This is a genomic window from Massilia sp. CT11-108, from assembly GCF_047302915.1.
In the GTDB taxonomy this organism is placed as follows: domain Bacteria; phylum Pseudomonadota; class Gammaproteobacteria; order Burkholderiales; family Burkholderiaceae_D; genus Telluria; species Telluria orientalis.
On the sequence record NZ_JBKYMO010000009.1, the window covers coordinates 25,563 to 40,971 of the forward strand.

The 15,409-nt window shown below is 65.6% G+C and carries 12 protein-coding genes; 11 read left to right on the forward strand and 1 reads right to left on the reverse strand.

Annotated features, from left to right (window positions below; genetic code table 11):
• Positions 1–101: 101 nt before the first annotated feature.
• The 4 genes from ACEN88_RS02285 to ACEN88_RS02300 are packed head-to-tail and all read left to right on the forward strand — an operon-like array spanning position 102 to position 6,367.
• Positions 102–1,655 (forward strand): alpha-N-arabinofuranosidase, encoded by a 1,554-nt coding sequence (locus tag ACEN88_RS02285; protein ID WP_413337200.1) that lies wholly within the window; start codon positions 102–104, stop codon positions 1,653–1,655.
• A gap of 3 nt (positions 1,656–1,658) precedes the next feature.
• Complete coding sequence (locus ACEN88_RS02290; protein WP_413337201.1) at positions 1,659–2,987, forward strand: glycoside hydrolase family 43 protein; 1,329 nt, start codon at positions 1,659–1,661, stop codon at positions 2,985–2,987.
• Positions 2,988–3,002: 15 nt separating this feature from the next.
• A complete protein-coding gene (locus tag ACEN88_RS02295) occupies positions 3,003–4,019 on the forward strand; it encodes an arabinan endo-1,5-alpha-L-arabinosidase (RefSeq protein WP_413337202.1) in 1,017 nt (338 codons plus the stop codon).
• Positions 4,016–6,367 (forward strand): beta-L-arabinofuranosidase domain-containing protein, encoded by a 2,352-nt coding sequence (locus tag ACEN88_RS02300; protein WP_413337203.1) that lies wholly within the window; start codon positions 4,016–4,018, stop codon positions 6,365–6,367. Before ACEN88_RS02295 ends, ACEN88_RS02300 begins: the two co-directional genes overlap by 4 nt.
• 125 nt (positions 6,368–6,492) lie before the next feature.
• Here ACEN88_RS02300 and rsgA read toward each other — a convergent pair whose 3' ends face one another.
• Positions 6,493–7,521 (reverse strand): ribosome small subunit-dependent GTPase A, encoded by a 1,029-nt coding sequence (rsgA, locus tag ACEN88_RS02305; RefSeq protein ID WP_413337204.1) that lies wholly within the window; start codon positions 7,519–7,521, stop codon positions 6,493–6,495.
• A 371-nt stretch (positions 7,522–7,892) separates the two neighbouring features.
• Between rsgA and ACEN88_RS02310 the strand changes: the two genes are divergently transcribed.
• From ACEN88_RS02310 to ACEN88_RS02340, 7 genes are all read left to right on the forward strand, one after another.
• Complete coding sequence (locus tag ACEN88_RS02310) at positions 7,893–8,855, forward strand: ABC transporter substrate-binding protein (RefSeq protein ID WP_413337205.1); 963 nt, start codon at positions 7,893–7,895, stop codon at positions 8,853–8,855.
• Between the two features lie 11 nt (positions 8,856–8,866).
• The gene (locus tag ACEN88_RS02315; protein WP_413337206.1) at positions 8,867–10,384 is read left to right on the forward strand and encodes a sugar ABC transporter ATP-binding protein; all 1,518 of its coding nucleotides are present in this window, start codon (positions 8,867–8,869) and stop codon (positions 10,382–10,384) included.
• A complete protein-coding gene (locus ACEN88_RS02320) occupies positions 10,381–11,415 on the forward strand; it encodes an ABC transporter permease (protein WP_413337207.1) in 1,035 nt (344 codons plus the stop codon). Before ACEN88_RS02315 ends, ACEN88_RS02320 begins: the two co-directional genes overlap by 4 nt.
• Complete coding sequence (gene yjfF, locus ACEN88_RS02325) at positions 11,412–12,395, forward strand: galactofuranose ABC transporter, permease protein YjfF (RefSeq protein ID WP_413337208.1); 984 nt, start codon at positions 11,412–11,414, stop codon at positions 12,393–12,395. Before ACEN88_RS02320 ends, yjfF begins: the two co-directional genes overlap by 4 nt.
• Before the next feature lie 97 nt (positions 12,396–12,492).
• The gene (locus ACEN88_RS02330) at positions 12,493–13,446 is read left to right on the forward strand and encodes a glycoside hydrolase family 43 protein (protein ID WP_413337209.1); all 954 of its coding nucleotides are present in this window, start codon (positions 12,493–12,495) and stop codon (positions 13,444–13,446) included.
• A gap of 53 nt (positions 13,447–13,499) precedes the next feature.
• Entirely contained in the window at positions 13,500–14,441 is a 942-nt protein-coding gene (locus ACEN88_RS02335; RefSeq protein WP_413337210.1) for a LysR family transcriptional regulator, read from the forward strand.
• Positions 14,442–14,595: 154 nt separating this feature from the next.
• A partial coding sequence (locus tag ACEN88_RS02340) for an MCP four helix bundle domain-containing protein (RefSeq protein WP_413337211.1) occupies positions 14,596–15,409 on the forward strand: 814 nt, incomplete at its 3' end.

Sequence of the window (15,409 nt, forward strand, 5' to 3'; positions counted from 1 at the left end):
CATACTGGGACTCTCCGGCACGTGTCCTATGGATTCCCGCTTCCGCGGGAATGACGGCTGTTAATGCAATCACCTTAACGACCAAAACAAACGGAGACCACATGAAGGCATTCCAACCCAAAGTCCTCGCCCTCGGCCTTGCCGCCGCATTCTGCGCCGGCGCCGCGTTCGCCCAGGTGAACGTCACCGTCGACGCGTCCAAGCCGGGCGCGGTGATCGACAAGGACGTCTACGGCCAGTTCGCCGAGCACCTCGGCACCGGCATCTACGGCGGCCTGTGGGTTGGCCCGGATTCGAAGATCCCGAACACCAAAGGGTGGCGCAACGACGTCGTGGGCGCGCTGAAGGACATGCACGTGCCGCTGGTCCGCTGGCCGGGCGGCTGCTTCGCCGACGAATACCACTGGCGCGAAGGCATCGGCCCGCGCAACAAGCGTCCGGTGAAGGTCAACACGAACTGGGGCGGCGTCCCGGAAAACAATGCGGTCGGTACGCATGAATTCTTCGACCTCGTCGAGATGCTGGGCGCGGACGCCTACGTCAACGGCAACCTGGGCACCGGTACCCCGCAGGAAGCGGCCGAGTGGATCGAATACATGACGTCGGAAGGCAAGTCGACGCTGGCCGAACTGCGCGCGAAGAACGGCCACCCGGCGCCGTTCAAGGTCGCCTATTTCGCGATCGGCAACGAGTCGTGGGGCTGCGGCGGCAACATGCGTCCCGAGTACTACGCCGACCTGTACCGCCAATGGAATACCTTCCTGAAGGCGCCGCAGCACCTGCGTCCGAAGATGATCGCCAGCGGCGGCACCGGCGACGACACGGCATGGACCGACGTCCTGTCGCGCGACCTGAAGGGCCGCACGGACGGCATCAGCTTCCACTACTACACGCTGCCGACCGGTAAATGGGAAGTGAAGGGCGCCGCCACCGGCTTCCCGGAATCGGAATGGTTCTCGACGATGTCGCAGACGCTGCGCATGGATGACTTCATCCGCAAGAACGTCGCGATCCTCGACAAGAACGACCCGGAGAAGAAGATCGGCTTCGACGTGGACGAGTGGGGCACCTGGTACGACGTCGAGAAGGGCACCAACCCGGGCTTCCTGTTCCAGCGTAATACGATCCGCGACGCCGTCGTGGCCGCGCTCAACTTCAACATCTTCCATGCCCACGCCGACCGCGTACGCATGACGAACATCGCGCAGATGGTCAACGTGCTGCAGGCCATGATCATCACCGACAACGAGAAGATGCTGCTGACGCCGACGTACTACGCCTTCAAGATGTACGTGCCGTTCCAGGGCGCGACGTCGCTGCCGGTGTCGCTGTCGAACAACACGACCTACGGCTCGAACGGCCAGGGCGTGCCGGGCATCAGCGCGTCGGCCGCGAAGGCCAAGGACGGCAAGACCTACGTCGCCCTCGTCAACACGAACCCGCATGACGCCACCGACGTCGTCCTGAACGTCGCCGGCCAGAACGTCGGCGCCGTGCGCGGCCAGCTGCTGACGGCCGATGCGATGGACGCCCACAACACCTTCGAGCGCAAGGACGCCGTGAAGCCCGTGCCGTTCAGCGCCAACGCCAGCGGCGGCAAGCTGACGATCAAGGTGCCGGCCAAGTCGGTGCTGGTGGTGGCCGTGGAAGGCTGACGCATGGCGCACGCATTCACTCCGCGTGCGCTGGCTGCCGCGGTCGCGGCCGCGAAGACGACGGACCTGATGAACTGGACGAAGATCGCCGACGGCGTCAACGACGCCAACCCGCTGTTCACGAAAGTAACGGCGGCGCTGGCCGATACGTTCGCGTGGGCCCAGGTGACGGACCTGTGGGCGCCCGACGTCATCCAGCTGGACGACGGCAAGTTCTACATGTACTACGACGCGTGCAAGGGCGATTCGCCCCGCTCGGCGCTGGGCGTGGCCGTGGCCGACAAGGTCGATGGCCCGTACGTCAACAAGCAGGTGTTCCTGAAATCCGGCATGTGGGGCGAGGCGAGCCCGGACGGCACGGTGTACGACGCGCTGAAGCATCCGAACGTCGTCGACCCGAACGTGTTCCGCGACGCGGCCGGCAAGCCGTGGATGATCTACGGCTCCTACTCCGGCGGCATCTTCATCATGGCGATGGACCCGGCCACCGGCCTGCCCGTCGCCGGGCAGGGCTACGGCAAGCACCTCATGGGCGGCAACCACGCGCGCATCGAAGGCGCATACGTGATGTACAGTCCGGCCACGAAGTACTACTACCTGTTCACGTCGTTCGGCGGACTGGATGCGGCCGGCGGCTACAACCTGCGCGTGGCACGTGCGACGAGCCCGGACGGCCCGTACCTGGACGCCTCCGGCAAGGACATGGCCGAGGTGAAGTCGGATCCGACGAAACCCCTGTTCGACGACGCGAGCATCGCGCCGTTCGGCCAGAAGCTCGTGGGCAGCCACCAGTTCGCGCTGGCGGCCGGAGAATCCGGCACGCCGCTCGGCTACGTGTCGCCCGGCCACAATTCGGCCCGCTACGAAGCGGCGACGAACCAGTACTTCCTGATCTTCCACACCCGCTTCCCGGGCCAGGGCGAGTATCACGAAGTGCGCGTGCACGAAATGTTCATCAACGAGGACGGCTGGCCGGTGGCGGCGCCGCTGCGCTACGTGCCGCTGGCGAAGAGCGCGACGCCGATCGCACCGACCGTCACCGGCGCGGACACCGCGGGCGCATACAAGATGGTCAACCACGGCAAGGACATCTCGGCCACCGTGAAGCCGTCCGTCGCGATCCGGCTCGACGCCGCCGGCACGGTGACGGGCGGCGCGAGCGGCACGTGGACGCACAAGGGCAACAACAACGTGGCCATCGTGATCGACGGCGTCACGTACAGCGGCGTGCTGTCGCGCCAGTGGAACCCGAACGCGAACGCGTTTGCCGTGACCTTCACGGCGCAGTCGAAGACCGGCGTGTCGCTGTGGGGCATCCGCACGGGCCCGTAATCGAAAGGAGCAGGCATGCGTAAAGCAGTGGTACTCGGCGTCGGCGCGGTGGCGCTGGCCGCGGCGTGGATGGCGCAGGCGTCGCAGGTCGGCGTGCACGACCCCGTGATGGCCAGGGACGGCAGCACCTACTACCTGTACAGCACGGGCCCCGGGATCACGTTCTATTCGTCGTCCGACATGCTGCACTGGAAGCCGGAAGGCCGCGTGTTCGCGGGCGAGCCCACGTGGGCGAAGCGCGCCGCGCCCACGTTCAACGACCATATCTGGGCGCCGGACATCCACCAGCACAACGGCCGCTGGCTGCTGTACTACTCGGTGTCCGGCTTCGGCAAGAACACGTCGGGCATCGGCGTCACGACCAATGCCACGCTCGACCCGCGCGCGCCGAACTACCGCTGGGAAGACCAGGGCATGATGGTGCAGTCGGTGCCGGGCCGCGACCTGTGGAACGCCATCGACCCGAACGTCGTCGAGGACGACAAGGGCCAGGGCTGGATGAGCTTCGGCTCGTTCTGGGGCGGCATCAAGCTCGTGAAGCTGGACGACAGCTGGACGAAGCTCGCCGAACCGCAGGAATGGCACACGATCGCGCGCCGCGAGCGTCCCGCGTTCACGCCGGACGAGGACGCGGCGCCGGCCGAGATCGAAGGACCGTTCATCTTCAGGAAGAACGGTTATTACTACCTGTTCGTCTCGTGGGGCCTGTGCTGCCGGGGGCCGAAGAGCACGTACCACGTCGTCGTGGGCCGCGCGCAGGACGTGAAGGGACCGTACCTCGACCGCCAGGGCAAGGATATGGCGAAAGGCGGCGGCTCGCTCGTCGTCAAGGGCGACAAGGACTGGCAGGGGCTCGGCCACAACAGCGCCTACACGTTCGACGGCAAGGACTACCTCGTGCTGCACGCCTACGAGACGGCCGACAAGTACAAGCAGAAGCTGAAAGTGATGGACATCCGCTGGGACAAGGACGGTTGGCCCACGGTCGATCCCAAAGACCTCAACAAGTATGTGAGCGAAGAACTGAAATGAAGCTGACACGCATCGCCGCGCTATTGTTCACCCTGGGCGCGACGTGCGCCCAGGCCGCCGACCTGTTCCCGCTGCAGGCCGTGCGCCTGGGGCCCAGCCCCTTCCTCGACGCCCAGGCGACGGACCTGAACTACCTGATGGCGATGGAGCCGGACCGCCTGCTGGCGCCATTCCTGCGCGAAGCGGGGCTCACGCCGAAGCAGCCCAGCTACGGCAACTGGGAATCGTCGGGACTGGACGGCCACATGGGCGGGCACTACCTGTCGGCGCTGGCATTGATGTATGCGTCGACCGGCGATGCCGAAGTCAAGAAGCGCCTCGACTACTTCGTCGCGGAGCTGAAGCGCGCGCAGACGGCCAACGGCGACGGCTATGTCGGCGGCGTGCCCGGTGGCCGCGCCGCGTGGCGCGATGTCGCCGCGGGCAAGCTCCATGCGGACAACTTCTCCGTCAACGGCAAGTGGGTTCCGTGGTACAACCTGCACAAGGTCTACGCGGGCCTGCGCGACGCGTACCGCTATGCCGGCAACGAGGATGCGAAGGCGATGTTGATCGCCATGGCCGACTGGGCCCTGCGCCTGACGAGCCGCCTGACGGACGAGCAGATGCAGCAGATGCTGAAGGCCGAACACGGCGGCATGAACGAGGTGCTCGCCGACGTCGCCCAGATGACGGGGGACCAGCGCTACATGGACCTGGCGCTGAGGTTCTCGCACCAGGCCATCCTGCAGCCGCTGGAGAAGCACGAGGACAAGCTGACGGGCCTGCACGCGAACACGCAGATCCCGAAAGTCATCGGCTTCAAGCGCATCGGCGACCTCACGGGCCGCAAGGACATGGCGGATGCCGCCGCGTTCTTCTGGCAGACCGTCGTCGACCACCGCACGGTGGCCATCGGCGGCAACAGCGTCAGGGAGCACTTCCATGACGACAAGGACTTCAGCCCCATGATCAACGAGGTCGAGGGGCCGGAGACCTGCAACACGTACAACATGCTGAAGCTGACGGAGATGCTGTTCGAGACCTCGGACAAGGCAGCGTACGCCGACTACTACGAGCGTGCGCTGTACAACCACATCCTCGCGTCCGAACGTCCTGGCACGGGCGGCTTCGTCTACTTCACGCCGATGCGCCCGAACCACTACCGCGTGTACTCGCAGGTGGACCAGGCGATGTGGTGCTGCGTGGGCTCCGGCATCGAGAGCCACGCGAAGTACGGCGAATTCATCTATGCCCATGAGGGCGATGCGTTGTTCGTGAACCTGTTCATCCCGTCGACGCTCGACTGGCGCGAGAAGAACGTCAAGGTCACGCAGGCGAACAACTTCCCCGACCAGGCCAGCACGCGCATGACTGTCGACGGCGATGCCAGGTTCGCGCTGAAGATCCGCTATCCGGCCTGGGTCGCGCCGGGCAAGCTGGGCGTGAAGGTGAACGGCAAGGCCGTGAAGGTGAATGCGCAGCCGGGCAGCTACGTCAGTATCGAGCGCACGTGGAAGAAGGGCGACCGCGTCGACGTGAGCCTGCCGATGACGATGCGGCTCGAGCAGATGCCGGACAAGTCGAATTACTACGCGGTGCTGTACGGCCCCATCGTGCTGGCCGCGAAGACGAATCCGTTCCCGACCGAGCACCTGAACTTCCTCGCGGACGATTCGCGCATGGGCCACAGCCCGTCCGGCCAGGTGTGCCCGCTGGAGGCGGCGCCGACCTTCGTCTCGGACAGCAAGGATTTCACCCGGCGCTTCAAGCCGGTAAAAGGCAAGCCGCTGACGTTCACGGCGCCCGGCGTCGTGCAGGGCGGGGCGGGGTCGTCGACGGAATTCATCCCGTTCTTTCGCCTGCACGACTCGCGCTACATGATCTACTGGCAGCAGAGCACCCCGGCCGAATTCGCCCGCATGAAGGAAGAGAATGCTGCGAACGAAGCGGAGCGCCTCGCGCTGGACGCCCAGACCATCGACCAGGTGGCGCCGGGCGAGCAGCAGCCGGAATCGGACCACGGCTTCAAGGGCGAGGGTGCCGACGCGGGCCTGAACAACGGCCGCCACTGGCGCCATGCGACGAAGTGGTTCAGCTACCAGTTGAACGATCCCAAGCACGAAGCGAAGGCGCTGCGCCTCACGTTCGCGCGCGGGGACGCGGGCCGCAGGTTCGACATCGTCGTCGACGGCCAGCGCATCGCCGAAGTGGAACTGGCGGCCGGCGAGGACCAGGAGTTCTACACGCGCGACTTCGCGCTGCCGCCCGCGCTGGTGCAGGGCGCGAACGGCAAGCTCGAAGTCAAGTTCGTCGCGAAGGAAGGCTCGATGGCGGGTGGGTTGTACGGGCTGCGATTGATGCGCTGACTCAAAAAGCACTACGTTGAGCTAAAAACCGTCATTCCCGCGCAGGCGGGAATCCAAGCTCTGCACGCGTCGCGATAACGCGTGCAAATTGGGTCCCCGCCTGCGCGGGGACGACGTTTCAGACGTTAACGTTTAGCCTGCGCCCGCGCCCTCACCATCTTGTTCAACACCTTCCACCGCGCCCGCTCCGCGATGCGATCCAGCGGCGTCGCCGCCGCATGCCGCACCTCGCGCAACAGCTTGTGGTAGTTGCGCAGCCGGTCCGCATCCACGACGCCGCGCACCGCGCATCCCGGCTCCTCCACGTGCGTGCAGTCATGGAAACGGCAGTGCGCCGCCAGCGTCTCGATGTCGTCGAACGCCGCGTTGACGTCGTCCTCGTCGGCGTCCGGCTGCCAGCTGCGCAGGCCCGGCGTGTCGATCACGCAGGCGCCGCCCGCGCACAGGTGCAGCGAGCGTGACGTCGTCGTGTGGCGGCCGCGGTCGTCGCCCTTGCGCACGCCGCCCGTCTGCTGCTGCGCGCCGGTCAGGGTGTTCGTGAGCGTCGACTTGCCCACGCCGGACGTGCCGAGCAGGACGAGCGTCTGGCCTTCTCCGGTCCATGGTGCCAGCGCGTCTGCGGCGCCGGCTTCCTGCGGATGCACGCGCACCACCGGCACCGCCGCCGGCAGGCGCGCGTCCACTTGCGCCGCTTTCGTGTCCGCGTCGGGCACGAGATCGCCCTTCGTCAGCACGATCACGGGCGCCACGTCACAGGATCTGGCCACCATCAGGTAGCGCTCCAGCCGGCGCAGATTGAAATCGCCGTCGAGGCCCATCACCAGGAGGGCCGTGTCGACGTTGGCCGCCAGCCGCTGGCGCGTGCCGTGGGCGTCGCGCCGTGCCAGCTGATTCAGCGGGTCGACGAGTGTGTGGACCCACGCTTCGTTTTGCTCGTTAAGGTCGAACAGTACCCAGTCGCCGACGGCAAGCGGCGCGTCGAGGGATGGATGCGGGCGGGCGGGGAATTCACGCTGGCCGTCGTGCAGGATGAGGGCGGTGCGGTGCACGCTCGCCACGCGCGCGGGTAGTCCGCGGTCGTGCGGGGCGAGGCGTGCGGCGATGGAGTTGGTGAGTCCGATACGGCGCAGTGCCGCGATATCGAAGTCGATCATGGTCGTTGTGTTCCTGTTGCGAAGCGCGCGGACGCGCGGGCACGCTGCCGCACGCAATACGATGCGGCGGCAACGATGGATTTGGTCAGGGAAGGTCGGCGCGGCTGGCGCGCCCATTCGCAACGACGATGAGCGACGACGGTGATCGGCGAAGAAAGGCGGTCAGGCGGCCGACGGGAGGGCAATATCCGGCTGGTTCATGGGGCGCTCCTCGTCAGTGAATGAAAAGGCAAGTATAGCGCGGCGGCCCGGCCATGCAACCGACATTTGTATTGATGCCGAAATGGATATGTCTACCGTCAAAAAAATGATTGGATAGATATGTCAGTTCTGTCATAGTATCCGTGCACAACAATTCCGGAGACTAAGTGATGATCATCACCCGCAGAACCCTCCTGGGCGCCGCTGCCGCCATCGCGTGCGCCGCCGCCATCCCGGCTTTCGCCGCCAAACCCCTCACGATCGGCTTCTCGCAGGTCGGCGCCGAAAGCGAATGGCGCACTGCGAATACCGCCTCGATCAAGGACGCCGCCAAGAAGGCCGGCGTCAACCTGAAATTCGCCGACGCCCAGCAGCAGCAGCAGAACCAGGTCAAGGCCATCCGCTCGTTCATCGCCCAGCGCGTCGACGTGATCGCGTTCTCGCCGGTCGTGGAAACCGGCTGGGAGACCGTGCTGCGCGAAGCGAAGAACGCCAAAATCCCCGTGATCCTGACCGACCGCGCCGTCAAGGTCACCGATCCGTCGCTGTTCGTCAGCTTCATCGGTTCCGACTTCGTGGAAGAGGGCCGCCGCGCCGGCCGCTGGCTGCTGGACTACGCCAAGAAGAATGGCGACAAGCCGCTGAACATCGTCGAGCTGCAGGGCACGACCGGTGCCGCGCCGGCGATCGACCGCAAGAACGGTTTTGCGGAAGTCATCGGCACGAATCCGAAGCTGAAGGTCATCCGCTCGCAGACCGCCGACTTCACCCGCGCCAAGGGCAAGGAAGTCATGGAAGCCTTCCTGAAGTCGGAAGGCAAGAAGATCAACGTGCTGTACGCGCACAATGACGACATGGCCATCGGCGCCATCCAGGCCATCGAGGAAGCGGGCCTGAAGCCGGGCAAGGACATCATCATCATCTCGATCGACGGCGTGAAAGGCGCGTTCGAAGCCATGAAGGCCGGCAAACTGAATGTGACGGTCGAGTGCAATCCGCTGCTCGGTCCGACGCTGATCCAGACGGCGCAGGACGTCGTGGCCGGCAAGCCGGTCCCGAAACGCATCGTCGTCAACGAGGGCGTGTTCCCGGCTGAGGTGGCGGCGAAGGAACTCCCGAACCGCAAATACTGATCGGGCGGGGCATGATCGATTCGAAGCAGCCGGTGCTGGAAGTCACCGGCATCCATAAAGCCTTCCCGGGTGTGAAGGCGCTGTCCGATGCCGGACTGCGCCTGTTCCCCGGCGAAGTCCACACGCTGATGGGCCAGAACGGCGCGGGCAAGTCCACGCTGATCAAGGTCCTCACCGGCGTCTACCAGCCGGACGCTGGCAGCATCGTGCTGGAGGGCCGGGCCATCCAGCCGCGCTCCACGCAGGATGCGCAGAACCTCGGCATCAGCACCGTCTACCAGGAAGTCAATCTGTGCCCGAACCTGTCGGTCGCGGAGAACATCTTCATCGGCCGCTATCCGCGCCGCTTCGGCATGGTCGACTGGCGCTCGATGCGGTCGCAGGCCATGGCGCTGCTCGCGCGCCTCGAGATCCACGTCGACGTCAGCAAGCCGCTCGCCGATTACCCGCTCGCGATCCAGCAGATGGTCGCCATCGCCCGTGCGCTGAACACGGAATCGCGCGTGCTGATCCTCGACGAACCCACGTCCAGCCTGGACGAGGCGGAAGTGCAGATGCTGTTCTCGGTGCTGCGCCGCCTGCGCGAAGAGGGCATGGCGATCCTGTTCGTCACGCACTTCCTCGACCAGACGTACGCGATCTCGGACCGCATCACCGTGATGCGCAACGGCGAGCGCGAAGGCGAGTACGCGTGCGCGGACCTGTCGCGCCTTGCCCTCGTCAACAAGATGATCGGCGCGCCGGCCGACGCGGAACACGCGACCGAGACGGCGGCCACCGGTGAAGCCAATGCACACGGCGAAGTCTTCCTGCGCGCCCGCGGCATCGCGCGCAAGGGCGTGCTGTCGCCGGTCGACCTGGAAATCCGCCGCGGCGAATTGCTGGGCCTTGCCGGCCTGCTGGGCTCCGGCCGCACGGAGACGGCGCGATTGCTGTTCGGCGCCGACAAGCTTGATGCCGGCAGCTTCGACATCGACGGCAGGCAGGTGAGCTTCTCGAACCCGCGCGACGCGATTCGCGAGGGCATCGGCTTCTGCTCGGAAGACCGCAAGCACGAAGGCGCGATCCTCGCGCTGTCCGTGCGCGAAAACCTGATCCTCGCGCTGCAGGCGCGACAAGGCATCTTCCGCGCCATTCCATTCAAGCGCCAGCAGCAGCTGGCGACCGACTACGTCAAGTGGCTGGGCATCAAGACGGCCAGCATCGAGACGCCGATCGGCACGCTCTCCGGCGGCAACCAGCAGAAGGTCTTGCTGGCGCGCTGGCTCGCGACCGATCCGCGCCTGATGATCCTCGACGAACCGACGCGCGGCATCGACGTGCGCGCCAAGCAGGAAATCATGGATTACGTCAGTAACCTGTGCCGCAAGGGCATGTCCATTCTCTTCATCTCGTCCGAGCTGCCGGAAGTGCTGCGCGTGTCCGACCGCATGGTCGTCATGCGTGACCGCAAGGCGTGCGGCGAATACCGGCGCGGTGAACTGGACGAGACGTCCGTGCTGCACGTGATCGCAGGGGAGACGGCATGAGCACGACCGGCGCTACCGTCAAACCGTCCGCGCAGGCAGGGGCATCGCGCACCGCCTGGCTGCAGCACCCGCTCGTGCGGCCGCTGGGCGCGCTCGTCGCGCTGCTGCTCGTCGACGCGTTCCTCGTGCCCGGCTTCTTCCACCTCGAGGTCAAGGAAGGCCACCTGTACGGCGCGATCATCGACATCCTCAACCGCGCCGCGCCGCTGATGCTGGCGGCGCTCGGCATGACCCTCGTCATCGCCACGCGCGGCATCGACATCTCCGTGGGCGCCGTCGTCGCCCTGTCCGGCACCGTGTCCGCGATGCTGATCGGCGGCAGCGAGCCCACGACGCCGATGGCGCTCGCACTGGCGGCGTCGCTGGGTGTCGCGCTGCTGTGCGGCCTGTGGAACGGCGTCCTCGTCGCCGGCATCAAGCTGCAGCCGATCGTCGCCACGCTGATCCTGATGGTGGCGGGCCGCGGCCTCGCGCAGCTGCTGACGGACGGCCAGATCGTCACCGTGTACTACGAGCCGTTCTTCTTCCTGGGCAGCGGCTATCTCGCCGGCCTGCCGTTCTCGCTGTTCGTCGTCGCTGCGGTGTTCGCGGTGACGCTGCTGCTGGTGAAGAAGACGGCCCTCGGCCTGTTCATCCAGGCGGTCGGCATCAATCCGGTGGCGGCGCGTCTCGCGGGCCTGCGCACGGCCACCTTGATCACCTTCGTGTACGTGTTCTGCAGCGCCTGCGCGGGCCTGGCCGGCATGCTGATCACGTCGAACATCAAGAGCGCGGACGCGAACAACGCGGGCCTGCTGCTGGAGCTGGACGCGATCCTCGCCGTCACGCTGGGCGGCACGTCGCTGGCCGGCGGCAAATTCAGCCTCGTGGGCAGCATGATCGGCGCGCTGATCATCCAGACCCTGACCTACACGATCTACTCGCTGGGCGTGCCGCCCGAAGTGAACATGGTCGTCAAATCCATCGTCGTCTTCGTCGTCTGCATCTCGCAGTCGAGCGAATTCAAGAACATCCTGCGGAGGTCCGCATGAGCGCGGTCGCAACCGGTTCCCGCGGCGTCACCAGTGCGCCGTGGTTCACGTCCCTCGTCACCGTGATCCTGCTGGTCGCGATGATGGGCATCGGCGGGTCCGTTTATCCGGGCTTCCTGTCGCTGCAGGTGATCTTCAATCTCCTGATCGACAACGCGTTCCTGCTCGTGATCGCGGTGGGCATGGGCTTCGTGATCCTGGCGGGCGGCATCGACCTGTCCGTCGGTTCCGTGCTGGCGCTGTCGACGATGATCTCGGCCTGGCTGCTGCAGCACGCCCACTGGCCGCCGGCCGCCGTCATCGCGCTCGTGCTGCTGCTGGGCGCGTGCTTCGGCGGCGCGATGGGCGCGATCATCCACCTGTTCAAGCTGCAGCCGTTCATCGTCACCCTGGCCGGCATGTTCCTGGCGCGCGGCCTGTGCTACCTGATCAGCGTCGAGTCGATCACGATCGATGACCCGCTGTTCACGGCGATGTCGCAGACGCAGGTGCCCATCCTCGACGGCTTCCTGTCGCCGGGCGCCATCATCGCGCTGGTCGTGCTGCTGGTCGCCATCTGGCTCGCGCACTTCACCGCGTTCGGCCGTGCCGTGTACGCCGTCGGCGGCAACGAGCAATCGGCCGCGATGATGGGCCTGAACGTGGGCCGCACCAAGGTTCTCGTGTATGCGCTGTCGGGCTTCTGCGCGGCGCTGGGCGGCGTGCTGTTCGCCTTCTACATGCTGTCCGGCTATGGCCTGCACGGCCAGGGCACGGAGCTCGATGCCATCGCCGCCGTCGTCATCGGCGGGACGCTCCTCACCGGCGGCTACGGCTACATCGCCGGCGCATTGTCGGGCGTGCTGGTGCTGGGTGCCATCCAGACGCTGATCGCCTTCGACGGCACGCTCAGCTCGTGGTGGACCAAGATCGTCATCGGCGCGCTGCTGTTCGTCTTCTGCGTCGTGCAGAGGGTGATGGGCGGCCGCGCCAAGCAATAACAAGTCACGTTGCCACGGCGCTGAACTTGCGCCCCCGCCGCGGCGGGGGCGACGTGGGCTTATTGCCCACCGAATAAACATAAAAACTGGAGACTACATGCTCAAGCCACTGATCGCCGCGACGCTGCTCGCGACGACGGCACTCGCCGGTGCCGCCAACCCCATCACCAGCAAGATCTTCACCGCGGACCCCGCTGCCCTCGTCGACAACGGCCGCGTCTATCTGTACGTGGGCCGCGACGAAGCCCCCGTCGGCGGCAAGGATTACCTGATGAACGAGTGGAAGGTGTTCTCCAGCTGCGACATGCAGAACTGGACCGAGCATCCGGCCGGCGTGCCGTTTTCCATTTTCAAATGGGCGGCCAAGGATGCCTGGGCCACCGACGTCGCCAAGCGCAACGGCAAGTACTACCTGTACGTGACGGTCGAGCACAAGACTGTCCCGGGCAAGGCGATCGGCGTGGCCGTGTCCGACAGCCCGACGGGCCCGTTCGTCGACGCGCGCGGCACGGCCCTGGTCACGAACGACATGACGCACGAAACGCCGATCAGCTGGGACGACATCGACCCGGGGGTCTTCGTCGACGACGACGGCCAGGCCTATCTGTACTGGGGCAATACCGTCATGAAGTACGCGAAGCTGAAACCGAACATGATCGAGCTGGACGGCCCGATCCACACGGTGGGCCTGGAAGCGTTCACCGAAGCGTCGTACCTGCACAAGCACGCCGGCAAATACTACCTGTCGTACTCGCGCAAGTGGCCGGAAGAGACCGTGTACATGACGGGCCCGACGGCTACGGGGCCGTGGTCCTTCGGCGGCGTGATCATGGAAAAGAACGAGAACGTCGGCACGATCCACCACGCGATCTTCGATTTCAACGGCAAGTCCTACATCGCATATCACAACGGCAAGCTGCCGACTGGTGGCGAGTTCCGCCGCTCGGTCGCCGTCGAGGAATTGCACTATGGTCCGGACGGCAAGATCCTGCCCGTGCCCCAGACAGTACAAGGTCCTGCCGCCAATCCGTCGGCAGCCTGCAAGCGATAAAAGTTCTGCGTAAAACTACGCAGAACCGATATCGATAATGATATGATTGTCTGATGGACACGACCAATCCGAACTGGTTTCTCAAGGCCCGCCTCAAGACGCGTCAACTGCTACTCTTGATCGCGCTGGACGACTACCGCAACATCCACCGCGCGGCCGACGAGCTGCACATGACGCAGCCGGCCGCCTCCAAGCAGATCAAGGATCTGGAGGAGATGCTGGACGTCAAGCTGTTCGAACGCCTCCCGCGCGGGATGGAGCCGACGATCTACGGCGAAACGATGATCCGCCACGCGCGCATGGCCCTGACGAGCCTGGCGCTGGCGCACGACGACATCGTCACGCTGAAGGCCGGCCTCACGGGCCAGGCCGAGGTTGGCGTGATCATGACGCCCGCGATGGCGCTCCTGCCGCGCGCCATCGCCCGCGTCAAGGAAGAAGCGCCGCTGCTGCGCATCGGCGTGCAGCTGGAAACCAGTAACCTGCTGCTGGACAAGCTGCAGCATGGCATGCTGGACTTCATGATCGGCCGCATCTTCGACACCGGCGACACCTCCGGCCTGATCTACGAAGAGCTGACCGAGGAACCGGCCTGCGCGGTCGTGCGCCCCGGCCATCCGCTGCTGGAGCGCAAGAACCTCACCTTGCAGGACATCGCGCCGCTGCCGTGGATCGTGCCGCCGCACGGCAGTATCCTGCGCTACCGCTTCGACATGATGTTCCGCCGCGCCGGCCTGGTGCCGCCCGCGAACGTGGTCGACACGACGGCGATGCTGATGATCACGGCGCTGCTGCAGCAGACGGATTCGCTGCACGTGATGCCGATCGAGGTGGCGCAATACTATGCGTCGCTGAACGTGATGCGCATCCTGCCCATCGAGATCCCGTGCAAGATGGATGCGTTCGGCATCATCCGCCACCAGGACCATCTGCTGTCGCCGGGTGCCGACCTGCTGTTGCGTGCCGTGCGGGCTGCCGCAAAAGAGATTTATTGAATCCAATGCACCAAAACGTTGCGTGCAAACTTCATCATTTAAATATATTGCCCTGATTTAACATCTCGACATCGACTCAAATCTTTCTGTACCGTAACATTTCTGGGATGTGGGAAACCAGCAAAACGGGACATCCGTGCGGAAAGAGAGAACGATGAACATTCGAAATTTAAAAATTGGCAAGCGCCTCGCGCTGGGCTTCGGCTTCCTGTGCGTGGCGCTGGTCTTCATGGTCGGGCAGGGCACGATCATGCTGGGCCGGGTCAATGACGGCACCGACGAGATCGTCAACAAGCGGCTGCCGCGCATGGAACTGACGTCGCGCATGCTGAGCGACGTGAACGACATCGCCATCGCGCTGCGCAACATGATGCTGGACGACAGCGCCGACGACCGCGCGAAGCAGGTCGCCAGCATCACCGCCATGCGCAAGGACCTCGACAGCCTGCTGGCGCAGCTCGACGGCCTGCTGCGCGCTCCCAGGTCCCGCACCTTGCTGGCGCAGGAAGTCGAACTCAATGCGAAGTACACGCAGGGGCAGGTCGACCTGATCCGCCTGATCGAGAGCGGCGACGACGCGGGCGCGCGCGCCTACCTGAAGACGAAGCTGCGCCCCGTGCTGGCGGACTACAAGGCCGTGATCGGCCAGCAGATCCAGGTCCAGGCCGGCCTCGCCAACGACACGGCCCGGGAAGCCCAGGCCATGTACACGAACACGCGCACCTTGATGATCGTGCTGGGCGCCGTCATGCTGGCGCTCGCCTGCGCGCTGGCCTGGTGGATCAGTGCCTCGATCACGCGGCCGCTGCGCCGTGCGCTGGACGTGGCGACCGCCGTCGCCGGCGGCGACCTGACGTCGCGCGTGGACGTCGACAGCACCTGCGAAGTGGGCCAGCTGCTGGGCGCCCTGAAGCGCATGAACGAGAACCTGGTGGCCCCCGTCGGCACCGTGCGCGGCGGCACCGCCG